This window comes from Candidatus Hydrogenedentota bacterium (assembly GCA_016791475.1).
GTDB lineage: Bacteria > Hydrogenedentota > Hydrogenedentia > Hydrogenedentales > JAEUWI01 > JAEUWI01.
This window is the reverse complement of record JAEUWI010000021.1, coordinates 26801-52573: the sequence shown is the minus strand read 5'-3', so window position 1 is coordinate 52573 and position 25773 is coordinate 26801. Positions and strand designations below refer to the sequence as shown.

The 25773-nt window shown below is 60.8% G+C and carries 23 protein-coding genes; 14 read left to right on the top strand and 9 right to left on the bottom strand.

Going from position 1 to position 25773, the window contains the following annotated elements:
* The first annotated feature begins 4 nt into the window (after positions 1-4).
* The 11 genes from JNK74_13040 (at position 5) to fliP (ending at position 9309) form a co-directional block, all read left to right on the top strand.
* Positions 5-475 carry a hypothetical protein gene (locus JNK74_13040; protein ID MBL7647105.1) on the top strand — a complete coding sequence of 157 codons (471 nt, stop codon included), beginning with the start codon at positions 5-7 and terminating at the stop codon, positions 473-475.
* Positions 476-481: 6 nt separating this feature from the next.
* Entirely contained in the window at positions 482-1048 is a 567-nt protein-coding gene (locus tag JNK74_13035) for a hypothetical protein (protein MBL7647104.1), read from the top strand.
* 423 nt (positions 1049-1471) lie between these two features.
* Entirely contained in the window at positions 1472-2758 is a 1287-nt protein-coding gene (locus tag JNK74_13030) for a flagellar hook-length control protein FliK (protein MBL7647103.1), read from the top strand.
* Between the two features lie 149 nt (positions 2759-2907).
* On the top strand, positions 2908-3387 hold the full coding sequence (locus JNK74_13025; protein MBL7647102.1) for a flagellar hook capping protein: 480 nt from the start codon (positions 2908-2910) through the stop codon (positions 3385-3387).
* Between the two features lie 455 nt (positions 3388-3842).
* Positions 3843-5135 carry a flagellar hook protein FlgE gene (locus JNK74_13020; protein MBL7647101.1) on the top strand — a complete coding sequence of 431 codons (1293 nt, stop codon included), beginning with the start codon at positions 3843-3845 and terminating at the stop codon, positions 5133-5135.
* Between the two features lie 154 nt (positions 5136-5289).
* A complete protein-coding gene (locus JNK74_13015) occupies positions 5290-6075 on the top strand; it encodes a MotA/TolQ/ExbB proton channel family protein (protein MBL7647100.1) in 786 nt (261 codons plus the stop codon).
* 3 nt (positions 6076-6078) lie between these two features.
* The gene (locus tag JNK74_13010) at positions 6079-6876 is read left to right on the top strand and encodes a flagellar motor protein MotB (protein ID MBL7647099.1); all 798 of its coding nucleotides are present in this window, start codon (positions 6079-6081) and stop codon (positions 6874-6876) included.
* 6 nt (positions 6877-6882) lie between these two features.
* Positions 6883-7407, top strand: coding sequence for a hypothetical protein (locus JNK74_13005; GenBank protein MBL7647098.1), 525 nt, complete (start codon positions 6883-6885; stop codon positions 7405-7407).
* Between the two features lies 1 nt (position 7408).
* Positions 7409-7756, top strand: a complete 348-nt coding sequence (locus tag JNK74_13000) for a FliM/FliN family flagellar motor switch protein (GenBank protein MBL7647097.1) — start codon at positions 7409-7411, stop codon at positions 7754-7756.
* Entirely contained in the window at positions 7743-8546 is an 804-nt protein-coding gene (locus JNK74_12995) for a flagellar biosynthetic protein FliO (GenBank protein MBL7647096.1), read from the top strand. The genes JNK74_13000 and JNK74_12995 overlap by 14 nt, the downstream gene beginning before the upstream one ends.
* Before the next feature lie 46 nt (positions 8547-8592).
* Positions 8593-9309, top strand: a complete 717-nt coding sequence (gene fliP / locus JNK74_12990) for a flagellar type III secretion system pore protein FliP (protein ID MBL7647095.1) — start codon at positions 8593-8595, stop codon at positions 9307-9309.
* Positions 9310-9594: 285 nt separating this feature from the next.
* Here the strand turns inward: fliP and JNK74_12985 are convergent, their stop codons facing one another.
* The 4 genes from JNK74_12985 to JNK74_12970 all read right to left on the bottom strand — a co-directional run bounded on the left by JNK74_12985 (position 9595) and on the right by JNK74_12970 (position 17275).
* Positions 9595-10614 (bottom strand): VPLPA-CTERM sorting domain-containing protein, encoded by a 1020-nt coding sequence (locus JNK74_12985; GenBank protein MBL7647094.1) that lies wholly within the window; start codon positions 10612-10614, stop codon positions 9595-9597.
* An 869-nt stretch (positions 10615-11483) separates the two neighbouring features.
* Positions 11484-12290: a PEP-CTERM sorting domain-containing protein gene (locus tag JNK74_12980; GenBank protein MBL7647093.1), complete on the bottom strand. Its 807-nt coding sequence runs from the start codon at positions 12288-12290 to the stop codon at positions 11484-11486.
* A gap of 849 nt (positions 12291-13139) precedes the next feature.
* Complete coding sequence (locus JNK74_12975; protein ID MBL7647092.1) at positions 13140-15344, bottom strand: elongation factor G; 2205 nt, start codon at positions 15342-15344, stop codon at positions 13140-13142.
* A 1259-nt stretch (positions 15345-16603) separates the two neighbouring features.
* Positions 16604-17275 carry a transposase gene (locus JNK74_12970; protein MBL7647091.1) on the bottom strand — a complete coding sequence of 224 codons (672 nt, stop codon included), beginning with the start codon at positions 17273-17275 and terminating at the stop codon, positions 16604-16606.
* Between the two features lie 186 nt (positions 17276-17461).
* Between JNK74_12970 and amrB the strand changes: the two genes are divergently transcribed.
* Entirely contained in the window at positions 17462-18679 is a 1218-nt protein-coding gene (gene amrB, locus JNK74_12965; GenBank protein ID MBL7647090.1) for an AmmeMemoRadiSam system protein B, read from the top strand.
* An 8-nt stretch (positions 18680-18687) separates the two neighbouring features.
* Positions 18688-19284, top strand: coding sequence for an AmmeMemoRadiSam system protein A (amrA, locus tag JNK74_12960; GenBank protein MBL7647089.1), 597 nt, complete (start codon positions 18688-18690; stop codon positions 19282-19284).
* Positions 19285-19289: 5 nt separating this feature from the next.
* Here the strand turns inward: amrA and JNK74_12955 are convergent, their stop codons facing one another.
* The 4 genes from JNK74_12955 to galK form a co-directional block, all read right to left on the bottom strand.
* Positions 19290-20024 (bottom strand): purine-nucleoside phosphorylase, encoded by a 735-nt coding sequence (locus JNK74_12955; protein MBL7647088.1) that lies wholly within the window; start codon positions 20022-20024, stop codon positions 19290-19292.
* Positions 20018-21043, bottom strand: a complete 1026-nt coding sequence (locus JNK74_12950) for a deoxyguanosinetriphosphate triphosphohydrolase (protein MBL7647087.1) — start codon at positions 21041-21043, stop codon at positions 20018-20020. Before JNK74_12950 ends, JNK74_12955 begins: the two co-directional genes overlap by 7 nt.
* Before the next feature lie 136 nt (positions 21044-21179).
* Positions 21180-22136 (bottom strand): tetratricopeptide repeat protein, encoded by a 957-nt coding sequence (locus JNK74_12945; protein ID MBL7647086.1) that lies wholly within the window; start codon positions 22134-22136, stop codon positions 21180-21182.
* A gap of 183 nt (positions 22137-22319) precedes the next feature.
* On the bottom strand, positions 22320-23660 hold the full coding sequence (gene galK, locus JNK74_12940; protein ID MBL7647085.1) for a galactokinase: 1341 nt from the start codon (positions 23658-23660) through the stop codon (positions 22320-22322).
* A 179-nt stretch (positions 23661-23839) separates the two neighbouring features.
* Here galK and JNK74_12935 point away from each other — a divergent pair, with 179 nt between their 5' ends.
* Positions 23840-24580 carry an EF-hand domain-containing protein gene (locus JNK74_12935; protein MBL7647084.1) on the top strand — a complete coding sequence of 247 codons (741 nt, stop codon included), beginning with the start codon at positions 23840-23842 and terminating at the stop codon, positions 24578-24580.
* Between the two features lie 70 nt (positions 24581-24650).
* On the opposite strand, the gene JNK74_12930 is transcribed toward JNK74_12935, so the two are convergent.
* Positions 24651-25700: a flippase-like domain-containing protein gene (locus JNK74_12930; GenBank protein MBL7647083.1), complete on the bottom strand. Its 1050-nt coding sequence runs from the start codon at positions 25698-25700 to the stop codon at positions 24651-24653.
* Positions 25701-25773 lie beyond the last annotated feature (73 nt).

The following is a 25773-nucleotide window of genomic DNA, read 5'->3' as shown; positions in this document are numbered from 1 at the left end:
CGGAATGCGCAATCCCAACCGCTACGCCGCGGTACTCCGGATCCGCGAGCAGGCCGAAGACCGCCAGGCGCAGATCGTGGCTCTGGTGCGCAATCGGCTTCAGGTCGCGCGCCGGGAGCGCACCTCGCTGGAATTGACCCGCCAGTCGGCGCTGGAACAGGCGGGCACTTCGCTCCAGCAACATTTCGATGCGAGCGATATCCGGAGCTATTATCAGTATGAGCGCCATCTCGCCGGCCTGCGTGATCGCAAGGATGCGGAAATCCGGACCTTGCTTCAGGAGGAGTCTGCGGAAGTCAGATTGCTGGAGAAAGTAAGCCAGGCGCGCCAGATCGCGCAGAAACTTCATGAACGGCGCCGGGAAGCCTATCGCAACTTCCTGCTCCAGGAAGAACAGAAGGCGCTGGACGAGACAGCAAACAAATATGCCGCGCGGCGGATCCAGGAAGCCGGAGCTGCGGCGAGGAAGGGGTAGATTATCATGATGAAACTTATTCTATTCGGCCTGGTCGGCCTGTTTTCGCTTGTGGCGACAATCGTCGGCTCCCTCGCCGTTACGGGGAATCTTTCGCAGGAAAAACTCCGGGGCCTCTGGGATAAGGAAGCCCTGGCCGAAGCCCAGGCGGCGAAGCAGGCCGAGGAGGAGGCGAAGGCCCCCACCCTGGGCACCCTGGCCTACCAGCTCAAGGAGCGGGAGAAGGCGCTGGATGAGCGCAAGGTCGCGCTGGACGAGCGAGAGAAACAACTGGTCCAGCGCGAGGCCGATCTCGCCAAGACCCGGAGCGACCTGGAAGCCATGCAGACCGCCATCAACGAGTCTTACGGGGTGGCGGCGGAAGACAAAAAGGCGCAGATGAAGACCATCGCCATTACGCTGGAGAACATGGAGGCGGAAGGCGCGGCGAAAAGCCTCGAAACCATGCCCACGGATGAGGCCGCCCAGATTCTCGTCAGCGTGAAAGACAAGAAGCGCGGGGAGATTCTCGACGTGATGTCGGCCGAGTCGGCCGCCCGAATTTTGAAAGAAATTCGCGATACGCGGCCCTGAACAAGAGGCCATTCGTCACGCATTACCCGCCTGAAGTCAGAAAAAGTTTTTCTGTGATTTCCGTGGTCAATAAAAGAGCATTGACCAGGGAAAGGCACGGAACTTCACGGTATTAAACACGCTCAAAACAGTCTGACCAACGCCTTGCACACTGCAAGTGTAACCGCCTGTTCGTGGCATGAATAGAATTTGCGCTGATTTGCGTAAATCTGCGGTTCAACTCTTTTGTGTGCGGTTAACGCCGCCGCTTCGTGGCCTTCGTGGTGCATAGTTTTCTACAGCCACTGACTCCCGTCTAACGTTATGTTGTCCGATCCGATTGCCGCGCGCGGCAACGCCATCGGACTCCCCCGCATTCTTCCTTCCCCGTTTCTTCTACGGGGCATCTCCACCTTTTCAACCCCCAAGGGAGGCTTGCAGCCCATGTATGTCTCAAACGAAGTACGGCGCCGGGAGCTTCCGGAATCGACGCCGGATTCGACGCCCTACGCCTCGGCGGCGGCGGGCGCGAGTTTCATGGCCATTCTCTCCGAAGTCGCCGCGCCAACGGAAAAAAGCACGGATGTGGAACCGCCGGAAGAGCCTTCCAACGTAGCCGATGTGGCGGAAGTTTCGGAACCGGAATCGCGGGCGACGGAGAAACCGGGGAGCGAGGCGACCCCGGCGGCGAAGGAGCCGACGGAGGAAGGGAAAATCACGGATTCTACCGATACCCCCGCCGAAGATACGGTGGCCGAAGCGGGAGAGGTTGCGACTCCGTCCGCAACTACAAACCCGGCAACCGCGACCGCGCCCGCCACGGGAACCGTCGGAGCGCCGACCACCGGGGCAACGGAAGTCGGCGCGGTGTCCACGGAAGCGGTCGCCGACGTACTCGCCGATTCTACGACGGTGGACGGTGAGGCCACCGGGTTGGCGGACCTGTCCCCCACGCCCCCGCAGGCCGAAACCGACGCAGCCACGCCAGCGGAGTCGGTGGTGGAATCCCCGGTGAACGCGGTGGATAGTCTGAGCGCGGTGGCGGATTCCAGTGCGGAAGTCGCCCCGACATCGCCCGTGGAAACATTTCCGAAGACACTGAACGCGATTATCGCCGAGGGCGCACTGCGGCAGAGCGCTGAGAAAACGGAAGAAACTTCCGATCTGCCGACGGACGCCGAAGAGCTCATCAAAGCGGCGATCGAGCCACCCGGAGATCTACCGGCGCCTGAGATTCCCGAGAGTCCCCCAGCGCCCCACGCGGCGGCCCTGGAAGCGGGCGGAGTACGCCCCCAGGCGACCGGTACGCCCCGCCTGCCGATGGCCAATCTGCCCGGCGAACTGGCGCAGCAGATTCACTTGATGCAGCAGGAAGGCACCCGCACCATGCGCTTAACGCTGGTGCCCGAGCATCTGGGTGAACTCCAGATCGAAATCCAGGGCACCGGCGACTCGATGCGGGTACGGCTGATATCGGGAAATCCGGCCGTGCGCGATGCGCTGGAAAGTCAGATGGGCTCCCTGAAAGACGCCCTGCAGAAGCAGGGACTGGCGCTGGATAATGCCACCGTGGATTCGGGTGCCCCACGGCGAGAGGCGGCGCCGGAACAGGAACGGCGCGCCTCAACCCCCTACCGGGAGACAACCCTGACGCGGGAAAGCGCGGTTACCGGTATCCGCGCGAGTACCCCCCTTGCGTTGGGCTCCGGCGCACTGAACATTCTGGCTTGACCAGGGAGAAAGACACGATGAACGCACTGGTAAATTTTAGAAGCAACGGCCTGGGCAACCTTTCCACGACGCGAAAGCAAAAAGATGCCGCCATGACCGATATCACCTCGGCCTATCGCGCGAAACTCACGTCTATCTTGAAAAGCACCATGTCGGCAAGCAAAGCGTTGGACGCGACGACCAGCACCGCCAAGTCTACGGAAACAAAGGCCACGGAAACCGAAGGTGAAAAAGATTCCGGCCTGCCGACAAAGGAGCTGGGCCGCGACGCCTTCCTCCAGTTGCTGGTGCTGGAACTCCAGAATCAGGATCCCCTGGAACCGGTGAAGAACTCCGAAATGGTCGCCCAGTTGGCCCAGTTCTCATCCCTGGAGCAGATGGAAGCCCTGAACGGAAGCTTCGAACTGCTCTCCGGAAATGTGGACCAGTTGAACTTCATCTCCGCCCAGGGCCTCCTCGGAAAATACGTTGAAGGCATGAACGAAGACGGCGAAGTAAAAACAGGTTTCGTGGATTCTGTATACCTGGATGGAAGCATTGTGGTCCTCAATGTGGACGGCGAGATCATCCCCATGAGCGGCGTACTCTCGGTAATGAGTGAAGCCCCCGAAGAAAAGGCTGAAGGTTGAAGGCTGAAGGGTAAAGGATGAAGGGTGAAGGATGAAGGATGAAGGATGAAGGGTGAAGAGTGAAGGGTGAAGGGTGGAGGATGAAGGGTGAAGAGTGAAGGGTGAAGGGTGGAGGATGAAGGATGAAGGATGAAGGATGAAGGATGAAGGATGAAGGATGAAGGATGAAGGGTGAAGGGTGAAGGGTGAAGGGTGAAGGGTGAAGGGTGAAGGGTGAAGGGTGAAGGGTGAAGGGTGAAGGGTGAAGGGTGAAGGGTGAAGGGTGAAGGCAATAGCTGTTCCAGACCCATACGACCCATACGACCCATACGACCCATACGACCCATACGACCCACAAGACCCACAAGACCCATAAGACCCATAAGACCCATAAGACCCATAAGACCCACAGCCCGCTGCCAAAGCAACTGAAACTATACCGGGAGCCCCGAAGGCCAACCCAGGAGGACACTATAATGGGACGAGCACTCTTCACCGCCGTAACGGGCCTGAAAGCACAACAGACCAAGCTGGACGTCGTCGCGAACAACATCGCCAACGTGAATACCACGGGCTATCGAAGCTCCCGGGTGCTTTTCCAGGATCTCTTCAGTCAGACCCTGAGCGGCCCCTCCGCCCCCGCCGCCAACACGGGGGGCACCAACCCCATGCAGGTGGGGCTGGGCGTCCAGATCGGCAGTATCGACGTAAACCACGGCCAGGGCTCCCTCGTCACCACCGGCGTGAATTCCGACCTCGCCATTCAGGGGAACGGCTTCTTCATCCTCAGTGACGGCCTGACGAATGTCTATACCCGCGACGGCTCGTTCCAGGTAAACTCCGTAGGGACCCTGATTGACCCGGCCACCGGTTTGCGCGTTCAGGGCTACACCGCGAATGCGGACGGCGTCATCGATTCCGTCAATTCGGTGCCGGGCGATATCACCATTCCCCTGGGATCCGACGGTATTGCGAGCGCCACGACCACGGCGGAGCTTACCGGCAACCTGAACTCCGGCACCGAGGCGGGCGAGCAGGTGGTCCGCAATATCGAGGTGTTTGACTCCCTCGGCACCGCGCGCAATGTGGAACTGACCTTTACCAAGACGGCCAACGTCAATGAATGGACTTGGACGGCGACCTTCGACAACGGCGCCACCACGCCGACGGTGGGCTCGGGCACGATCACCTTCGACGCCAACGGCAATGTGGCCGCGGGCAGCGAGACGGGCACTATCAATATTACCGCCGCCGACCTGGGCAACGAAGCGACCGCGCCGGTGGACCCGCTGGCGGTCACGGTGGACTTCAGCGATATCACCCAGCTCGCGCCGCCGGTCGATCCCGCGGCGGACCCCAACGCCCAGGCGCCGAGCGACATCACGCTGCGCAGCCAGAACGGCTTCCCCCTGGGCGTGCTGCAGAGCTTCAGCATCGGGGCCAACGGCCAGATCATCGGCGTGTACACGAATGACCGCACCCAGGTTATCGCCCAAATCGCGCTGGCGAGCTTCGCCAATGTGGGTGGATTGACCCGCGAAGGCAACAACGCCTTCCGCCAGTCTCCGGCGTCGGGCCTGGCGAATATTGGCACGCCCGGCACCGGTGGCCGCGGTACGGTCAGCGGTGGCGTGCTGGAAAGCTCCAACACGGATCTGGGCACGGAGTTCAGCGAGATGATCATCACGCAGCGCGCCTTCCAGGCGAACTCCCGCACCATCACGGCGGCCGACACCCTGCTGCAGGAAGCGGTCAATCTCGTACGTTAATCCAGGGTGGGTCGGCGGACCCCGCACGGTATCGAGGTCCGCCGCCGACCTTTCATAGAAATGGACGCGTTCGCCCATGTGGTGATAAGATACGGCGCGGGAAGCGAGAAAACACGCAGCTTTGGCGGCAAGCGCCAGTTGGAAGGTATAGACAATGGATCTGGCAACGCTGATAGGGATGGTTTCCGGATTCATCCTCATCTACGTCACGATTATCTTGGGCAGTCCCTTCATGCTGTTCGTGAATATTCCCTCGATCTTCTGCGTGTTCGGGGGAACACTCGCCGCCCTTCTGATCAACTTTCCCATGTCGAGCGTGATGAGCATGGTCGTGGTGATGAAGAACGCCTTTTTCGTGAAGGAAGCGCGACCGGAAGAAATTATCATCAAGATGGTGGAGTTCGCCACGATCGCTCGCCGGGAGGGCATTCTGGCCCTGGAAAGCCACGTGGCAAACGCGGGCGACGAGTTCCTGGGCCGGAGCGTGCAGCTCGCCATTGACGGCACCGCCCCGGAGCTCATCAAGGATATTCTCACCACCGAAATTGCCTTCATGGAGGACCGCCACAACATGGGGGTTTCCGTGGTGGATGCGGCGGCGGTTTTCGGACCGGCCTTCGGCATGATCGGTACGCTCATCGGCCTCGTGCAGATGCTTGCCAACATGTCCGATCCGTCTCAGATCGGCCCCGCCATGGCGGTGGCCATTCTCACGACGCTCTATGGCTCCGTCCAGGCCAACCTGGTTTGTCTGCCTATTGTGGGCAAGTTGAAGGTACGTACCGCAAACGAGCTCTTATTGAAGGAAATCGTAATCGAGGGCATCCTGAGTATTCAGTCGGGAGACAACCCCCGGGTGGTGGAGCAGAAGTTGAAAGCCTTCGTTGCACCGTCGATTCGCCAGAAGATTGTCATTGGCGGTCCGGGCGGAGGTAGCTGATCCATGGGCGATAAGAAGTGCAATTGCCCACCACCGGGCGCGCCGGCCTGGCTGGCCACCTTCGCCGATATGATGAGTCTCCTGTTGACCTTCTTTATCCTCCTGCTCTCCTTCTCTTCCGTGAGCGAGGATAAATTCAAGCAGGCGATGGCGGCGATGGAAGGCGGGTTTCGTCCTTTCCCCGCCATGTCGGGCTTCGTCAGCACCATCCCACGGGCCTCCCGGAAGTCCGAATCCCAGGCCAACCAGGCCGCGCGCAAGCTCCGGCGCATGTTGCAGGTACGGGGACTGGAAAAAAGCGTCAAAATCGAGTTTGACGCCCTGGGCGGTATCAAGATCAACCTTCCCGGCAACCTGCTCTTCGAGCCCGGCCAATCGACCCTCCGCGCGGAAGCCCTGCCCGTGATCGAGGAGATCGCAATGATATTGGGGGAACTCCCGGAGAGCTTTTTCGAGGTGCACGGGCACACCGATTCCCAGCCGGTCGTGAGCACACCGCAATTCCGGGACAACTACGATTTGAGCTACTTCCGCGCCCACAGCGTCACGGAGCAACTCGTCATTACGGGCGGGTTGCCCATCGAGCAGTTTGAGATTCACGCGGACGGCGCGAGTCAGCCCCTCGCCACCAACGATACGGAAGAGGGCCGGGCCGCGAACCGACGCGTGGAAATCTATGTGCGGGGACTATTGGACAAGCAGAAGCTCAATAGGTTATTACAAAGCATCAAGACAGACCCGGACGCGGAACAGCGGGAAGATCTCCCCGTATCCCCGGCGGATTATGACAACCTGAGGTAGGACGGCATGGCGGAAGAACCGGTTGAAGGCAAGAAGAAATCCAGCTTCATCATGAATGCGGTGCTGTTTTCGGCCGCGCTTCTGGTGCCGGCAATCATCGGCCTCGTCGTTTTCAAGATGTGGCTCCTTCCAACCCTGTCGGGCCCGGCTCCCGAAGAGGAGCCCGTGGAAGTGGTAGACGATGCGTTCCCAATCGGGATGACCGATGTGGTCTTTGACGAGATCCAGGTATCGGTAATGTCCGATGACCCGGACGTGGTCCCCCCTCTCCTGGTGGTCAAGGTCGCTTTCTCCTGCGCGACACCCGAAGCCGCCGCCAAGGTCACGGAAAAGAAGTCTTACTTTGAAGCGGAGATCCTCAAGTACCACCAGGGCCGAACCCGTGCGGAGTTGAACGACCCCATGGTGCAGAACAGTATCCAGGAACAGATTAAGCAACAGGCGAACATCCTGCTGAAAAAAATGGACCCCATGGTCGAAATGACGGTTTTGCGGGTCATGCACCTGAAATACATGATAGTTGACCTCTGAGATGAGCCCAGCTCTGTCCCATCATGATCGCGATGCGGAGGATCACGAGTTCGATGAGGAACTCATGCCCGCCGCACCCGCGCAGGAGTACCTCGGCATCGAGGACCTTGAAGAGGTCAAACTGGAGATCTCGGCGGACCTCGGCCAGTGTACGATCCAGGTTCGGGACGTGCTCGAACTCCAGCGGGGCTCTATCCTGGCCCTGAACAAGCTCGCCGGGGAGATGGCCGATATCTATATCAATGGCGTCCCCTTCGGGCGGGGCGAAGTGGTGGTTTTGGTGGACTCGCTGCATGTGCGGGTCGCGGAGATTATCGGCGCCATGGAGAAAGACGGTGGCTATGCTTAAGCGGTCGCTCGCAGTACTTTTTCTGGCCGTTTGCTGGCTGAACGCCGCTGCCCAGGATCCCGAGTTTGCGGCTACGCCCCCGGCCAAGGTCCTGCTGGACCTGGACGGTGCGACGGTGCCCGAACCTGCGGAGTCGCCTGAGGCAGCGCCCGTGCGGGAAGAAACCACACCGGCACCCGCACCCGAATCCGCACCCGCACCGACACCCGTACCCAATGGGCCGGTGGACGAGTTGATCGCGGAGACCGGGGCCTTTATGGCCGAGCAGGAAGCCGCCGACAGCGCCCCTGCGGCCGAGGCGACTGAAAACACCGCCCCGGATGCCATTGCATCCCCCATGAAGACCGTAGGACGGGGCGTGGTGGCCCTTTGCCTGACCCTGGTGCTGTTTCTGCTCCTCTTTGCGGCGGTCAAGCGTTGGGGCCAGAAAACGCCCCTGCTCGCGGGCCAGCAACTCGCCCGGGTCATCGGCCGCGTCGGCCTCTCCCCCCAGGCATCGCTCCATTTCGTTCAGACGAACGGGGAAGTGCTGGTCATCGGGGTAACCCAGCAGAACGTTTCATTGATTCGGACCTTCGACGCCAGCGATTTCGAGGCACCCGTCGAGGTCGCCGCCGTGAGTTCCACCAAAGCGGCGGCGGATCCCGCGACGAATTTCCTGACGCAATTGAAGGAATCGCGAACGGCCATGGGCGTGGAGGCGGCCGTGGACGAGGACCTGGATCAGTTGAAAGGCGAACTACAACGCCTCAAGCAGTATTTTCAGGACAATACCCGTGGCCGGGACTAATCCCTGGGTCCGCCGCGCCTGTGTCGGCCTGGGCCTCGCGCTTGTGATGATTCTCGGGGCCACGACAGCAATGGCCCAGGAGAGTCCGGGCGGCATCGACCTCGGCCAGGCCGCCCGGGACCTCGTCAACCGGGAAAACGCCCCCACCTCCCTGACGATCGTGTTCATGATCACGGTCATCTCCCTGGCGCCCGCCATTCTCATCATGACGACGTCCTTCACGCGAATCATCGTCGTGCTCGGATTCCTGCGGCAGGCCATGGCCACGCAGCAGACGCCCCCCAACCAAATCCTGATCGGTTTGTCCCTCATCCTGACCTTCTTCATCATGACGCCCACCTACCAGGCCGTCAACGAGAACGCCCTCCAGCCCTACCTGGCGGGCACCCTGGAAGATACGGAGGCCCTGGCCGAAGCCCTGAAGCCCATGCGGGACTTCATGTTCCGCCAGACCCGCCCCAAAGATATCGCCCTCTTCCTCCGCATTGCCGAGCTCCCACGCCCTCAGACCCGAGACGACATCCCCACCAACGTCCTCGTGCCCGCCTTCATCCTGAGCGAACTCACCACCGCCTTCATGATCGGCTTCATCATCTACATCCCCTTCCTCATCATCGACATGGTCGTCGCCAGCACCCTCATGGCCATGGGCATGATGATGCTCCCCCCCATCTTCGTCTCCCTCCCCTTCAAAATCATCATGTTCGTGCTAGCGGACGGCTGGTATCTGCTGTTTGATACCCTGACGAGAAGCTTCAGGTAGTAATGGAAAATTGACAGTTGACGACGAGTTGGCTCTCAAAACCTTCAGCCGCCCCATACCGCCTGCGCCCCGCCCATACGTCCCATACGTCCCATACGTCCCATACGTCCCATAAGACCCATAAGACCCATAAGACCCATAAGACCCATAAGACCCCATCCCCGCCTCAAACCAACCTTCGTTTTCGCCGGCCACTCCCACTGAAAAACAAACCGGGTGACCAGCCCGGAGGCCAGTCACCCGTTTGTGGGTAGGTATGTAATCGCTAGCTAACGACGATTCAAATCAGCACTCGGTACGACGACGAACGCGACGCACCAGAGCAATCAGACCCATGCCCAGCATGCCAAGCGGCGCAGCAGCGGGTACGGGTACGAGGGGAGTAAAGTTCGTCGTGTCATCAAGGTAAGCTGCTGCATCAAGATAGTCGTTACCGCAACTCATGGTCCAATGTACGGTCCATCCGAAAGAACCTGATCCGCTCTCTAGCATCGAATTACGCCATGAATTGTGCAAGGCGCTATTGGTCAGAGTATAGGAAAACTCGTAAAGGTTCCGATTCTCAGTACCAATAATTCCTTGCGTGTAGCGGAAACCAGCTGTACCAACGCCCGAACCTCCCAGTGCAAACAGGGGACCAGAATTTTGACCAGCACCATCAGGTGTTGGAGAATAATCAATGCCGAATCCAGTAACGGCGCTTGCGTTGATATCGCCAGTGGTACCATTAGTAAGGGTCGCACTTTGGTCAACCAAGAAGGCCAAGTCCCAAGATGTGTGGCCACTATTGTTGTATGCTACGCTGTTACCAGGAGTGCTCGGAACATCTGCATTTTGATCATTTCCGACCGTAGTTGGATCATCTTTGCGACCATTCTGCTGAATCGCCGTTCCGAAATCGATAAAAATATCGCCGGCGGAAAAAGGAGAACCGAACGCTCCACCACCGTTTTCTCCGCCGAGATTAAAACCTGTCACCAAGGCAACATACAGCGTATTCGAAGTTACATCAAATCCCGTGTACAAGGCCTCGGCGTCAAAGTCCTGTCCACCGTACAACGGGCCAACATAGTTGCTAAGGCTCTCGTTGACTGAGTCCTCGAATACCCACCCACCTTGAACCGAACCGTCATTCCAAACCGAGCCAGTGTAATCATTATTCGTTCCAGGCAGGGTAACGCCCCAGTCCGCTATACTTCCATCGGAGATGCTAATGCTACCGGTTGTCACAGTACCTTCGCCATCAGGATCAAGCCCGGCACTGTCTGCATATGCGGCCAGAGAGATGCCGACAATGGCTGACATCGCTGCTATCCATAATCCTTTTCTTCGCATTGTAAACCCCTTTCTTGAGTTTGTTTTTTTGTTGGGCGCTTCGTCTACACCCGTTTCTGCACTCAAACTTCCCATACCTACACTTCGGACACTATCGCGAAACAAAGCACCCAACTTTGTTGACGCCCAGGCTGAATGTCGCATTCCCTCTGCAGGATCCGCCCGATTGCTCTTACGGAGGCCCAATGCTTCTCTGGACCGATCTCCCAAGCACTTACCGATCTGGTCCATTGCTGACGTGATTGTATCGGAAGTGCGACGAAGGTGTCAAGGTATGTATATGTAACTACTTACATGACACAGCCCTGATTTGGGCAATCGGTTAACAGATTGGTCCCGATTTCTCACTTTAAACGGTCCGTCAAGAATCTGTCAATCCGACAAACCCCGTATACCTCGCCCAATTCCAATAAAAACAATTATTTTATTTTTTTTCTATGAGAGCGCCCGGGGACCCGGACCTAACGCTTTCTGTACGAAAAGCCTACATATTCCGAGCATGTATTTATTGACTTACACAGAATTCTCTATAGTTCGACGCGGAAAAAATCGAGACAATTGGACGCCCACCGCGAAAATTTGCGCCGATAATGCGCGGGCGTAGAAAAAAACACACCCCTCGGACCGCTGGCGCCGCCCTCGGACTTGGCGGTGGCGCAGGAAACCCCAGGTCTTGGGCGGGGCCTCGACCAATGCGAAGGGGAACGATGGCCCGCCCGGTCTGCCTCCCCCCTCCCCCCTCCCCTCTCCCCCACAACAAGCAACCGGGCAACCGGCCCGAAGGTCGGTCGCCCGGCTGTTCGCTGGCCCTCAAATGCGGAGGCCCGCGCTAATTGAGCTCAAAGGTCAGGGTGACGGGGTCGCAGCGCAATGCCCAGCACCCCCATCCCCAGCAGCAATACGGTCGCCGGCTCGGGCACGGGTACAAAGGGCGTGTCGTCGCTCACGTTGATGTTGTCATTGCCGCATTCCATGGTCCAGTGCATTCCCACACCCCCGTTGTCGTTGGTGAGCGCATCTTCCAGCGCACCGTCGACATCCAGGGTCACTTCCATGAACCAGTGCTTGCCACTGAGCGCCCAAGCAACATCCGCCGTGCCCACCAGCATGGCGCCGGACTGGGACTCATCGACGCGATAGGGGTCGGACTGGGGGGAGAAGGGCGCATTGACGCTGGTCAAGGTCCAGTTCGGCGCGCCCGTGTTGGCCCAGGCATTTTCATAGCGTGCGGGATCGTCGGTCCCCACGGCGATGGCCATGCTGTAGCTTCCGGTGTTCCCGAAATCGAGGAAGAGATCGCCCGCTTCGAGGCCGTTCACGCCGGCCGGGTCGTAGCCCGTGACCAAACCGACATGGAACGTGCCGCCGGAAACGTTGTTCGGATCGGCGTCGTCGTAGTAATAGAAGATTTGCTCAATATCGTAGGCCTGTCCGCCGCCACCGGGCGTCGGGCCTTCTTCGTCGTTGACCGTTCGAATGTTGAGATTGGTCAGGCTTACCAGATTCTCGTTCCAGGTGTTGAACCCGACATTTCCGCCATAGCTGAACCAATCGGTCCAGAGGCCGTCGGTGACAATGGGCGTTGCGGCCGCACTCCCCGCGAGCAGGGCCGCCGCCAGCATGCAGAACCAGAATTTTCTTCGCATTGTGAAGCCCTTTCATCAGTTTGAGGCCGGGCGGACACCACGGAGAGTTCAGGTCCGCGCCGATGCACCTCTGGCTGCGCTTCGGTGACTAATGGAACATGAAGAAACCAACAGGTGGAAGACCGTATCCAGAAGCACCTCCATTCCCCGGGGCTCCCCCGATTGCTGGGTCGGTTGCCCGGCGTTCGACAGGGCCCGCTGCCACCATCGGCATCTTCAGCGCCCTTCAAACCGATTGTATCGGGCGTCTTGTCGGGGCGTCAAGACGTTGCAACGTAACTACTTATGCATAACAGACCCCATTGAGGAGATCTGTTTACAAGCAGGCGTCCCCCGCGACCACTTTGGACCGGACCGGGCAGCCCGGCATAACGCAAATACCGATTTTCCGCTATGGAAACAATAAAAACAATTATTTTGAAAGATCGCGCCGAAGTACCAGAATTCGAGCGGCCCAAGGGGCTCGAGCATTCCTGCCCGAGACAAAGCGTACCTCGCTCGCCGAGACTCAACAGGATGTGCAGCGCCACTACAACGCAAACAACGTCATGCCACGAAAGTGGGAATCCAGCGTGCAGGCGAAGTACACTCCGCAAATTATCTGGAACCCCACTTTCGTGGGGACGCCGAGCTCCCCGATTGCTTTACAGGATCATCGTGCCGATTAATCGCTGTAGCAGGCGTTGTATCAGGCAGGAATGCCTAAGCCCCTTTGTAGCGAAATCCCCGGATGCGCGATATTCCTGTGGCGCGCACCCACCCCACACTTCAATTCGGCAACGCTGTCACCCAAAAACACAAACGGCGCGGCAGGTCGATTGTGACCCGCCGCGCCGTCTGCAAGTTTACTCAGGAACCTTCAGCCCTCGCCGCCGCATAGGCCTCGGTGATGCCCTTGGCGATATGATCGGGCACTTCATCGAAGCCGTGGGGGGCCAGCTCGAAGCTGCCGCGGCCATGGGTGATGCTGCGCAGGTCCGTCGCATACCGGAGCACTTCGGCCTCGGGCACGATAGCCCGGATGCACTGGCGCCCCGCGCCGGCCGCCTCGAAGCCCACAATCCGGCCACGGCGCGAGTTGAGGTCGCCGTTCACATCGCCCATGTACTCTTCCGGCATGACCACCGTAATTTCTACAATGGGCTCCAGCAGGCAGGGCCGGGCATCCTTCACCGCCTTCTGGATGGCCAGGGAAGCCGCGATCTTGAAGGCCATTTCGGAAGAGTCCACATCGTGGTAGGAGCCAAAGAAGAGCTCCACCACCACATCCACCACGGGGTGCCCGGAAATGACGCCCCGCTCCAGCGCTTCCTGGGCGCCCTTGTCCACATGGGCGATGTACTGCCGCGGCACCACGCCACCCACGATGCTGTCGATAAACTGATAGCCCGCACCGCGCTCGTTGGGACGCAGGCGCAGGTGCACGTCGCCATACTGGCCGTGGCCGCCGCTCTGCTTCTTGTGCTTGCCCTGGGCTTCCGCCTGGGCGCGGATGGTCTCGCGGTAGGCCACGCGGGGCGTGGAGGTCTCCACTTCCACGTGGTACTTCCGCTTCATCCGATCCAGCATGATCTCAAGCTGGAGGTCGCCCGTGCCCTGGATCACATGCTGCCCCGTCTCTTCATTCCGATAATGAATGAAGGTCGGGTCTTCCTCCGCCAGGCGATGGAGCGCATCGCCGATCTTGTCTTCGTCCGCACGGGACTTGGGCTTGATCGCCAGTTTCGTCATGGAGGGCGGCAACTCCAGCGCGGGCAGGTGGTAGTTGCAGCCTATCGCGCCGATAGTGTCGCCAAAATGGGTGTTCTTCAGCTTCGTCACCGCCGCCAGGTCGCCGGGGCCGACCTCATCCACCACCGTCTGCTCCTTGCCGTTCAGCAGCAGGATCTTGCCCGTGCGCTCCTTGCTCCCCGTCGTGACATTGTAAAACTCCGAATCGGAGCGCAGAGTGCCCGTCAGCACGCGAAACAGGGTGATATGTCCCACAAAGGGGTCCACCACATTGCGGAAAACCTGCCCGAGGAAGGGCTCATCCGCACTGACGCGCAACTCTTTCGACTCCCCGGCGCCGTTCTGCACCATCACGTGCCGGTCCAGCGGGCTGGGGAAAGACTCGGCGATCACGTCGAGCAGTTCATCCACGCCAAGATACTTGGAGGCGCTCCCCGCGATAATCGGCATGATCTTGCCCGCCGTGATGCCATCGTGGAGGCCCCGGTGGAATTCGTCGGGCGTCAGTTCACCCGTGGCGAGGTATTTTTCCATGAGCGCGTCGTCTGTCTCCGCCACCGCATCCGCCATCTCCTCCTTCATGCGCGCGATCTGGTCGGCGATATCCCCCGTGTCGCCGTCGAAGATATTCACAACCCGCTGGAGCCCCGCGCCCTCGCCCACCGGGATCACCAGGGGCACGCACTGCTTCCCGTAGGTCTCCCGGAGCGCCGCCACCACCTGATCAAAGCTCGTGTGCTCCCGATCCAGCTTGTTCACAAAAAAAGCACGCGGAACGTTGTGTCGTTCCGCGTATTTCCAGGCGATGTCGGTGCCGACCTGGACGCCGGTTGCAGCGTCCACGAGGATCACCATTCCATCCACCAGGGGGCTTGAGGCCGCTATCTCCCCCTGGAAATCCATGTAGCCGGGGTGGTCGATGAAGTGGATTCGATCCCCCCGCCAGTCCACGTGGCACAGCTTCATGGTAATACTGTGTTTTCGGGCAATTTCCTCGTCGAGGTAGTCCGCGACCGTGTTCCCCTCTTCGATGGAGCCCAGCCGCTTAGTGATGCCGGCGTCGTGAAGGATATGCTCGATGAGCATGGTCTTCCCGACGCCGCTGTGGCCTACAATCCCGACATTGCGTTCTTTCCCCGGATCTACGACAGGCATGATAGTTCCCTCCGCATCGCGTTGGTCAAAAGCCAGGATATCCACGGCCTGATCCAATGCAATACGGGCCGGGCCGATGGCGAGCGGTCGCCCAGAATCGTCGCCTGCCTTGGAGCCGACGATCATGGACGGCTGCACCGAAATGCCCTGGGGAAACACAGGGCCCAAGGGCCTTCCGATCCGTTCACCCCCCAGTATACGCCCCTGAAACGCCGCCCTCAAGCGAAAAACACAAAAAAATCATTTCGAGCGGATCCGCCCAATAAAAAAAGGATTCATGAACACAACAGATCCGCCGCGCGCCAAACGTGCGAACGCCGTGACACGTTCCCCGACGAAAGATTTCGGGGCACTGCTTCTGAACCTGTGAGCATTTCCTGGCGCCGGCGGCCAACGTGCCTTGGCCTTCCAGGCTGAGGTACAGACCGCTGTACTAGCACCACCACCCCGATTCTGTGCCCATGTCCGCCACCAGCGTCGCAGGGGGTTGACCATTCCTGGTCGACACAAGGTGGGCCAGCATCTAAAACGGACATGATGTCATGTAGGTTCACCGCAGTCCCCCAAAAAGTCCTCACTCTGGCATTCCTGAGGTGCCTGCCCTGGGCAATCATCACTGTGGGGATTTGCGTTCAAGCAATGTCGACCAGGAATGGTCAACCCCCTGTTCAATGCCTACTACGCCACATAGCGCCCATCCTCCAGCGCGCGGCATTGGCCCAGGGACGCCAGGGTATCCAGCAACTCCACCACGCGCTCGGTGCGGGCGCGGGTGCATAGGGACTGACGCACCCAATACACCTCTGCTGAACCGGCCGGCCTTGCGACCCAAAGCCCACTTCAACAAGGCGGCGTGTCTTCTCTGGGTGTGGCTGTCCCGTCGTGTGGGGAGTAGACTGAACCTCACCATAGCCACCACAACAGGCAACAGGTCGTTCGGTCGACGTGGGGCTGTGGACCGGGGTAACCTCCGCGAGCGACGGGACAGCCACACCCTGAAACATCACGAACGCGCAACCGGGGCAATTGATACATTGTAGACCACGAAGATCTTCACCGATATCGCGGGTGCGTCAGTCCCTACGCCACATAGCGCCCATCCTCCAGCGCGCGACACTGCCCCAGCGACACCAGCGTATCCAGCAACTCCGCCACGCGCTCCGTGCGGGCGCGGGTGCATAGGGACTGACGCACCCAATACACCTCTGCTGAACCGGCTGGCCTTGCGACCCAAAGCCCACTTCAACAAGGCGGCGTGTCTTCTCCGGGTGTGGCTGTCCCGTCGTGCGGGGACTAGACTGGACCTCACCATAGCCACCACAACAGGCAACATGTCGTTCGGTCGATGTGGCGCTGTGGACCGGGGCAACCTCTGCGGGATTTCAATAAGGGACAGCCACCTATTTCTAACCCTGCCGATGTCCCGACTACTCCTTGCGAGGACGTCCCACGGGCAGCGCGCGCACGCGTCGACCGAGTTGATGTTCGATCATGCTGACAAAGCTGTCGCTGCCCAGGGGGCGACCGGTGTGGGTATTGAGCCGGAAGTTCTCGACAAAGGACGGGTCGAGTCCCCGCTCCAGGATGCGTCGCCAGCGCGCCTCGCCGCCGAAGTAGGCGCGCCACAGTTCCAGGTCGAGCAGGCCGTCGTCCTTCGCCTCCCCCACATGAACCGCCGCGCTGGACCATCGATAGCGCCAGGGCTTGCGCACCATCTTCGCGCGCACCGGATTCTGCTCCACGTAGCGCAGGGCATTGCCGTAGTGTCCCTCGTCCAGCGCGCAGGAGTGAAAGCGCCCCTGCCAGAGGTGGCCGCTGCGCCCGTGAAACTTGTTGATGTACTGGCTGTAGCGAAAATGGGTGCGCCCGACGGCCTCCGCCAGGGAAGTCTCGTCTTCCGGCACGCCGATGATGTGAACATGGTTCGTCATGAGGCAATAGCCCTGAACCCGGAAACGATACTTCAGCGAATACAGCAGGAGGAACTGCAAGTAAACCCGCCGGTCGTCGTCCACGAAGAAGACGTCCTGCTGGTTGTTTCCCCGCTGGGTGACGTGGTGCGGCTCCCCCGCGGCGACTATGCGTGCTAATCTGGGCATGCCGCCAGTATAGGTGACCCGCGTCGGAATGTCAATATGGGTGGCTGTCCCTGTTTGCTGGGCCCCGGGTCGGACTTCACGGAAACGCTTCAAAATGCCTCTGGCCGGACTTTGGCCTCTTGTGCTATGGTAGAGGCGTCAGTTAAAGGGCGGTACAACCTCATTACCATCAGGAGCAGGGTGGCCATGCGTAGTCTAGTTGCCATAGTTATCGTTGTTGTCGCAATCAGTTCGGCGCTGGCCGAGCAGGGCGTGGTGCGCCTTTGCGTGGGCGCGGGCAAGCTTTTCCCGGAGACGGAAGAGGGACTCCGGACGACCGTCACGCGGCTGCTGGACGAGGCGAAGGCCCCGGAGCCCACGGAGCCCCTCTTTGCCTGCGTGGTGCCCCATGGTCCCTATGGCATCTCCGGCAAGGTGGCGGCGGAGGCCTTCAAGCACCTGAAGCCGGGGCAGTACAAGCGGGTGATCATTCTGGGCGCTTCCCACGCGGAGATGTCCTTCGAGGATTGCTCCATGGACGCGGTGGACGTGTTCGCCACGCCCATGGGCTTCGTGCCGCTGGACAAGGTGGCGGTGCGCACGCTGACCTATTCGACGCTCTTCGCCACGCGCGCCCTGCGTTACAACCACCAGGACAACGGCTTTCTCTCGGAGACGGAGCGCAAGCCGCTGCACGAGTACGAGCACTCGGTGGAGATCGTGCTGCCCTTCCTCCAGCAGCGCCTGGGCAAGTTTGAGCTGGTGCCGATTCTGGTGGGCCAGCTTACGAACGGCACGGGCCAGTACAGCGAGAAGCGAACGGAGGCCGTGGCCGCGCAGATCAAGCGCATCATGGACCATGAAACGTTGCTGGTGGTGAGCACGGATTTCACCCACTTCGGGAATGACTTCAGCTATCGGCCTTTCAACGACGACATTTTCAACCGGATTGACAAGCTGGACAAGGTGGGGCTGGATCGACTGGCCGCAAACGACTACGAAGGCTTCGAGGCCTTCATTGAGAAGACCAAAGTGCCCATCTGCGGGCTCAACGCGCTCCGGGTGCTTGAAAAGCTCCTGCCCGCCAACGCCTACGGAAAGGTCCTGGCCCACGACACTTCCGGGCGCTTCTACAAGGACGAAAACCGGAGCGTGAGCTACGCCTCGGTGAATTTCTACCTCTCCGACACCCCGCGCCCCGGCGCCATGCCCGCGCCGGTGGAAGCCCGTAACCTGGGCCCGCTGGATGGACCCGCGGCGGCGGAATCGGCGCCCGCGACGCCGGCGCCGGTAGAAGCGGCGGCCCCCGAGGCGCCCCAGCCCGCGGCCGGCGCCCCCGAGGCCCCCAAAGGGGCTGCGGAAAGCAAGGGGCCCCGTCCGGCTCCGATCAACTTGACCAACATCCGGCGGAGCGCCCCGGAATGACCGTTGCCGTGGAAGCCTTTCTCAGTTCCGATGAAGAATCCCTCCTGCTGCGCATCGCGCGGGACAGTCTGAAGGCGTACCTGCGGGACGAAGTCCGTATCGACCTTGGCGGTTATCCCCTCACTCCGCCGCTCCGGGAGCGCCACGGCGCCTTTGTGACGCTGCGTCTCGGCGGAGCGTTGCGGGGCTGCATCGGTCACACCCGCGGCATCGAATCGCTGGCGGAAGCCGTGCGGGACAATGCCATCAATGCCGCGGTGCGCGATCCCCGTTTCCCCCCGCTTACGCCGGAGGAACTGGGCCACACCCACATCGAAATTTCCGCGCTTCGCCCCGGTGCGGCGCCCGACACCCCCTTCATTCCCGTGGGCGATATCCGCGAGATCGTCGTCGGTCGCGACGGGCTCTACCTCGACCATGCCGGCTCCCGGGGAGGCGGCCTCCTCCTCCCCCAGGTGGCCACGGAGCGCGGTTGGGGTCTTGACCAGTTTCTGGAGGCCCTCTGCACGAAGGCCGGGGCCGAGCCGGGCGCCTGGAAGGCCCCCGGTTGCGAGCTGTTCCGATTTTCCGCCCAGGTCTTCGGCGAATCGCCCGAGGGCGCCTGAACCGCTCAGGCCCGCAGGACCGCCGCGGTTCCGATGAAACCCCGAAGTATCGCACAGAGCTGGGCCGAGGCGCGCTCCGCCGCTTCCACCACCTGGGCGTGGTGGAGCGACTCCTGGGTCGTGCAGTTGTTGGTCACGCACGAGACCACCCCTGCGCGGATCGACAGGGCCTGGCAACGCTCCAGTTCCAGGGCAACGCTCATGCCCACCGTCATTCCCCCCATGGTCTGCAGGACGCGAATCTCGGCACGGGTTTCATAGCAGGGCCCGTGCATCCAGATGTATCTTCCCGTGGCCCGGCAACCGGGCACCAGAAAGTCGGGCGTCATGCGCTCCGGAAAGCGGTGACCGCGAAAGCGCCACGCGACAACGGAATCGGCCGCGACCCAGTCGCCCGGCACGAGGCCAGGCTCGAGACCGCCCGCCGCGTTGGTGAGGATCAGGGTGCGCACGCCAAAGCGGTGCAGGGCATCCACCGTCGCCGCAACCGCCTCGGGCGTGTGCCCTTCGTACAGGTGAATTCTTCCCGCCTGAAGCAGCACCGGCGCCCCCCCGCAGCGCCCGAAGACAAAAGCGCCGTCGTGGCCGGCGACGGTGGCCCGGGCGAGCCCCGCCACCTCGGCGAAGGGCACCTCCGCGAGCACCTCGTCCAGCAGCGGGCGCAGATGAATCCCCGAGCCCGACACGATGCCGATGGGGTGTTCTCCCGGTTCGAAGACCGCCTCGGGAACCTTCACCATGGCTTGGGGAAGAACAGCCGCTGGTAGAGTTGCAGGGCGAACTCGTCGGTCATGCCCGCCGCAAAATCAACGGTGCGCCGTTCGAGGGAGTCCCCTTCATGGCCGTGAAGGATTTCTTCGTTGGGCTCTTCCAGCAAATAGAAATACAGCTCGCGCAGAATCTTCTTGGCCTTGCGAATCTCCCGATCAATCGTCTCGCAGGGGTACACCTGGGTGTACATGAAATCGCGCAGGGTGTTCATCGCCTCCAGGATCTCCGGCACGATCCCCAGCTTCCCCTCCTGGCTGCCCACGATCAGACCCACCACCATGGCGTCGATCCGGCTGGAGGTGTGATCCCCGAGCACCCCCAGCGCGTCCTGGGGCAGATCTTCGGTGTGGATAACCCCGGCCCGAATGGCGTCGTCAATATCGTGATTGATGTAGGCGATCGCGTCGCAGACACTGACCACCCCGCCCTCCAGGGTATTGGGACCGTCGGTGGCCCGCCCCTGGAGCACGGCCTTGCCCTTGGAGTGATACAGGATGCCGTCACGCACTTCGTGGGTCAGATTCAGCCCCGCGCCCGCATGGCGGCGCTCCAGCAAATCCACCACGCGCAGGCTCTGCTCGAAGTGAAAGAATCCGGGTGCGTACACCTCGTTCAACACCGCCTCGCCCGCGTGGCCAAAGGGTGTGTGGCCCAGATCATGCCCCAGGGCGATGGCCTCGGTCAGATCTTCATTCAGGAAAAGGGCGCGGGCGACCGTTCGGGAGATTTGGGCAACTTCCAGCGTATGGGTCAGCCGCGTGCGAAAGTGGTCGCCCGTGGGCGCCAGAAAAACCTGGGTCTTCCGCTTGAGCCGCCGAAAGGCCTTGGTGTGGAGGATGCGGTCGCGATCCCGCTGATAAACCGTACGGTATGCGTCTTCCTCTTCGGGCATGGCCCGCCCCTTTGATTCACTGGAACGGGCGGCGAAGGGGCTGAGCTGGGCCGCTTCCCGGGCTTCGAGCTCGGCCCGAACACAATGGGCAGTTATCAAGGTATACCTCCACTACAACATATTGGACAAAGGCCAGCAGGGGTGGAGTTTACCCAATCGAACGGCTCAATTAAAAGGCCCGCGCCCGGCGATACCGGTGCGGGCCTCAGAATCTCGCGGTGCGTCCGTCGGATCAGTCCAGAAAGTTGGGCTGAACCTTGTGCTTTTTCTTCTGGTCCAGGGCCTGGCGGAGCTTCGCCGCTTTGTGGCGCGCTTTGTCGTTCAGCGGATCGGCCACGAGCACGGCTTCCATGTATTCCAGGGCCCGATCATAGTGATGGGCCTTGATGTGGCTGATGCCGATGTTGTACTGCGCGGAAACTATTTTCTTGTGGAGACGCGGCAGGTCGCCCGATTCGCGCACCTGCGCACGGTAGTGTTTCAGCGCCCGGGGATAATCGTGGGCCTGGAAGTAATAGTCGCCCACACACTCTTCCTTCCCATGATCGGCGTCGTGGTGCTCGTCGACATACTTTTCCAGGTCGTTGTGCTTCTGCTCCCGGTACTCTTTGGGGTCGAAGAGTCCGGCCACCGCGGAACGCTCGACCAGCACACTGATGTTGTTGCTGTCGGGATCCTCGGGAATGATGTAGAAACGGGGCTGCTCAAGGCTGTAGGTGTTGAAGGTGTGCCCCCGGAGTACTTCGCCGTCTTTGAACTCCACCACAACCGCCGCGCCTTCGGAGCGCGGATCGCGGTAGGAAATCCCGTGATCGAAGTTGCCATCGAAGCTCTTGACGTAGTAGACCGCCTTGAGGTCGCGAAAAAGGACCCGCTTGGTCATATTGAGCGGTTCACCCTTGCGATCCACCAGATCGAGATGGAATCCCTCGCTCCGCACGTTGAGCGCAAAGCAAATCCCGCACATTGTCTCCCCGTTCAGGGTGCGCACCACCAGCCGCTGGCGCTCCGGGCGGGCGAGTTGGGCATCGTGCTTGGACTTCCTGTCGATGGAATCCTTAATGGGCTTGTAGTGCTTCTGGCAATACAGCACCCCCTCATGCTCGGTGATGCATTGGCCGCATCCCAAGTCGCCACACACGTTGCAATAGCCCACCACTTCACTTGATGGATGAACGGAACAATTCATGACAAGCTCCTGGTAACACCCACCTCACACCTTGGCGGCGGCGCCCTCCTCTCATTTGAGGGCGTCACACGACTCCACCCACCACAATGCGAAGTCCACAATACACAAGTTATAGCGCTTCGCTCACTATTCTAGGTTAAAGTGGTGAAAAATACAAGGGTTGTCGCGAGAGAATCGAAAATATTACGAAAGGTAACAGGCTCCGCCACTGGATCGGGCAAAGAAAACCGGCGCTTCGCCCGAATACCCCAGGCGTTCCTCGTAGTATTTCTTCTTAACCGCCTTTTCCACCTGGGCTTCGCGACCGCTCGGCACCAGCCCGATGACCGCCCCGCCGAAGCCCGCCCCCGTCAAACGCGCCCCGAGGCAACCCGCATCACGGAGAATTTGCGCCAGGTCGTCCATCTCCGGCGTGCTGATGCCGTAGTCCTTCGCGCAACTGGCATGGGACTCGTTCATGAGCCGACCGAAGGTCTTCAGGTCGCCGCCGATCAGGGCGTCGCGCGCCTCCTCAACGCGATAGTACTCCGTGAATACGTGGCGGGCCCGGGCCTGCAGCGGCAGCCCCTCCGGCTCGACGGGAATGTGATCCAGCCAGTATTCGCGCACGATGGCCGGGTCCATCCGCAGGTAAATGAAGATTTCCGAAACGGTCATGTGGGAATTGGGCAGGACCTCCGCAAGCAGCTTCTCCACTTCCGCGCGGTTGAAGCACAGGGGACCCAGCCAGAGATCGCCGATGCAGTCGATGGAAAAGTCCTCACCGAAAGCGCGGAGAAAGTGGGTATTGAGCAGGTTGGTAATCAGGCTGCAGATGGCCGGGCCCGCGTTGTACTTGAGCAGTGCGTTGCCCGTCTTGCTGGATACGACCATGGAATCGCAAACAATGAAAGAGGCCTTGTCCGGCAGGGGAATGTGCTCGAACTGGAAAGGGATGAAATTGATTTTCGTGGCGTGGTCCGCCTCCGCATTGAGGATAACGGTCTGGTCCATTCCCCCGCCGGCGGTACCCACGAAGTGCTCCGCATTCGCCAGCACCCCGGCCAGCTCCAGGCGGGAGATGTCCCGACCCAGCGTGTAGTCGAGCACGGCCAGGTAGGCCATGGCGAAGGCCACGACGAGGGCGGAGGAAGAGCTGAGCCCGGCGGAGGATGGAAGGTCGCTGTAGACGAGGACATCCATGCCCGGGAACTTTGTCACGTCAAAGCGCTTGTTCAGCCCCGCCAGGGCCGCCTTACAATAATTCTCCCAGGCCCCCGCCGGTGAAGGTTCCAGCGCGTCGCCGTTGCTGAACGTCACTTCGGAAAATCGCTCGTCGGCGTTGATCAGTCGCACTTCCGGCGTGGGCCGCCCGGCAAAGGCGACTGTGATGGCGCGGTCGATCGCCATGGGAAGCACCGGGAGACCGTTGTAATCGAGATGCTCGCCCAGCAGGTTGATACGTCCCGGTACCCGGCACAGAAATGGCGTTCCTGATTCGGGAAAATGTTTCTGGAAAAGAGATGCTATCGCCTTCGCGTCCACGCGCCGTACTCCTGTCTGCCTTATGCGCTGCATGTAACCTCGCGATTGTAATGGCGGGGCCCCTTTCTTTCAATTAATTCGGGAACCTCCATGGTCCATCGGGGTTATAGGTGGCATACAAAGACGCAACGCGCGCGCCCCCAGTGGAACGCGCCAAACAAAACGCAGGAGATACCAACATGAACACGTTACGCTTCGCGTCGCTGGCCGCGCTGCTCGCTCTGGCCCCGGCCGCCTCCCTCCATGCGGAGGCGCCCGCGGGAGACGCCGGTCCGGGCGCGGATGGCAAGGCCAAGAAGCCGGCCCTGGCGCGCCTCTTGAAAAGTGCGGACGCCAACAGCGACCAGAAACTCGATTTGGCCGAGATTCACGCCAAATTGCCGAACTTCCCGGCGGAACGCTTTACCGCGCTGGACAAGAACCAGGATGGCTTTCTCGAAGCCGGTGAAATGCCCGCGCCACCGAAGACGGAGGCCGCGGGTGAAGGTCGAGGGGCGGTCGGCGCCAAGCTCAAAGCGGCGGATACGGACCAGGACGGAAAACTCTCCCAGGCCGAGTTTACCGCGGCGTTCCCGAATGCCCCGGCGGAGCGCTTTGCCCGTCTCGATCAAAATAGCGATGGTTTTGTAGACCGGAGCGATCGCGCCGCATTGGAAGGGGCGGCGGGCGACAAGAAGAAGGACGAAGCGGGCAAGAAGAAGGCCGAGGGCGGCAAGAAGAAAGCCGGTGGCCCGCCGGCGGATGCCGTGACCTACGTAAAGGGTCTCATCGCGCGGCACGATGCGGACAAGGACGGCAAATTGACCAAAGCCGAACTGGAAGCCGCCAAACCGGGTTTTCCCGAGAAGAACTTCACGGAGATGGACCGCGACAAGGATGGGGTCATTTCCGAGGCGGACCTGCCCGCGCCCGCGATCTAATCAACGCAAGAGTGAAGACAAGGCGGCGGAACCGGCCCTGGAGGGAAGGCTTCCGCCGCCGCTTTCATTTTCAAGGAGCGGCGGGCTCTTCGGCGATTTCACCGGCGTGACGCAGTTCCATCAGACCCAGATTCTCCAGGTATAGGCAGATACAACCGACGAGAAGCACGGGCAGCAATTGCAGGAGGTGGGCGATGATCACGGCGGCCTTGAGCACGTCAATGTCGGTGTCGGGCGCCACAATCAACACGGCCAGGGCAATGCCCGCGTGGAAGACGCCGAGAAATCCGGGCGTGCTGGGCAGACTGATGGCGACGGCGAGGCACGCCATGATCACGAAGGAGGCATACCAGGGCGCCACGATGCCAAAGGCGCGGAGAATGCAGTAGTAACAGACCGTGCCCGCACCCCATGTGACGAGGGACCACAGAATCGCCCGGCTCATGTCCGCCGCCGACTTGAAGACGTGCATGCCGTCGGCAAACTGTTCGAGCATGCCCCGGAGCCGCGCCGCGAGACCGCTGGAGACCCGCCCCACGGTCATGTCCACCACTTTCAGCGCGAGATGCTTGTTCAGGTACAGGATCACGAAGGCGGCAATGATGCCGAGCATGGCCGCGCCCGTTCCCATGGCGCCCACACGGATGACATCGGGCGGAATGGGCTGGGGCACATCCGGAATCACGATGGGGCCGTCGGGGTGGACGTACACGACGGTAATCAACATGACCGCGAGCAGTCCAAAGAGATCGGTGACGCGATCCAGGGCGACGAAGGCGAAACAGCGGCTGAACGCGAGCCCCGTAAGGCGGGAAAGCACGACCGCGCGTATGACCTCGCCCACACGGCCGGGCAGGGTGAAGTTACCGAGAAACCCGATCTGGGTCGCGCTGAACATGACGCGAAAGGAGACCGGCCCGGCGGTCCGTACGATGTAGCCCCAGCGAAATATTCGCGTGACGAAGGTGACAAAAACCAGCAGCGTTGAGAAGAGCAGCCAGCCCGGACTCGCCGCTCGGAGCGCGTGGCCCACGGCGGGCCAGTCCGTGTCCCTGAACAACCACCAGAACAAGAAAATGCCCAGAGCAATGCCTGCAATTAGCTGTATGACTTTCTTCATGAAACTCCTCCCGCTGACCATGGGGGCGGAGTATAGCACAGGGGGGTGGTGCCGACGCGCGCGCAATCACCCC

What these genes read in the sequence shown, in the direction of transcription:
- JNK74_13020 (MBL7647101.1), top strand. Translation starts at nt 3,843, where the DNA reads ATGGGACGAGCACTCTTCACCGCCGTAACGGGCCTGAAAGCACAACAG.
- amrB (MBL7647090.1), top strand. Translation starts at nt 17,462, where the DNA reads ATGCGTAGTCTAGTTGCCATAGTTATCGTTGTTGTCGCAATCAGTTCG.
- JNK74_12935 (MBL7647084.1), top strand. Translation starts at nt 23,840, where the DNA reads ATGAACACGTTACGCTTCGCGTCGCTGGCCGCGCTGCTCGCTCTGGCC.
- JNK74_13040 (MBL7647105.1), top strand. Translation starts at nt 5, where the DNA reads ATGCGCAATCCCAACCGCTACGCCGCGGTACTCCGGATCCGCGAGCAG.
- JNK74_12945 (MBL7647086.1), bottom strand. Translation starts at nt 22,136, where the DNA reads ATGAATTGTTCCGTTCATCCATCAAGTGAAGTGGTGGGCTATTGCAAC.
- JNK74_12955 (MBL7647088.1), bottom strand. Translation starts at nt 20,024, where the DNA reads ATGGTGAAGGTTCCCGAGGCGGTCTTCGAACCGGGAGAACACCCCATC.
- JNK74_12930 (MBL7647083.1), bottom strand. Translation starts at nt 25,700, where the DNA reads ATGAAGAAAGTCATACAGCTAATTGCAGGCATTGCTCTGGGCATTTTC.
- JNK74_12980 (MBL7647093.1), bottom strand. Translation starts at nt 12,290, where the DNA reads ATGCGAAGAAAATTCTGGTTCTGCATGCTGGCGGCGGCCCTGCTCGCG.
- JNK74_13015 (MBL7647100.1), top strand. Translation starts at nt 5,290, where the DNA reads ATGGATCTGGCAACGCTGATAGGGATGGTTTCCGGATTCATCCTCATC.
- JNK74_12970 (MBL7647091.1), bottom strand. Translation starts at nt 17,275, where the DNA reads ATGCCCAGATTAGCACGCATAGTCGCCGCGGGGGAGCCGCACCACGTC.
- JNK74_12985 (MBL7647094.1), bottom strand. Translation starts at nt 10,614, where the DNA reads ATGTCAGCCATTGTCGGCATCTCTCTGGCCGCATATGCAGACAGTGCC.
- JNK74_13025 (MBL7647102.1), top strand. Translation starts at nt 2,908, where the DNA reads ATGTCGGCAAGCAAAGCGTTGGACGCGACGACCAGCACCGCCAAGTCT.
- JNK74_13035 (MBL7647104.1), top strand. Translation starts at nt 482, where the DNA reads ATGATGAAACTTATTCTATTCGGCCTGGTCGGCCTGTTTTCGCTTGTG.
- fliP (MBL7647095.1), top strand. Translation starts at nt 8,593, where the DNA reads ATGATTCTCGGGGCCACGACAGCAATGGCCCAGGAGAGTCCGGGCGGC.
- JNK74_13010 (MBL7647099.1), top strand. Translation starts at nt 6,079, where the DNA reads ATGGGCGATAAGAAGTGCAATTGCCCACCACCGGGCGCGCCGGCCTGG.
- JNK74_13005 (MBL7647098.1), top strand. Translation starts at nt 6,883, where the DNA reads ATGGCGGAAGAACCGGTTGAAGGCAAGAAGAAATCCAGCTTCATCATG.
- JNK74_13030 (MBL7647103.1), top strand. Translation starts at nt 1,472, where the DNA reads ATGTATGTCTCAAACGAAGTACGGCGCCGGGAGCTTCCGGAATCGACG.
- JNK74_13000 (MBL7647097.1), top strand. Translation starts at nt 7,409, where the DNA reads ATGAGCCCAGCTCTGTCCCATCATGATCGCGATGCGGAGGATCACGAG.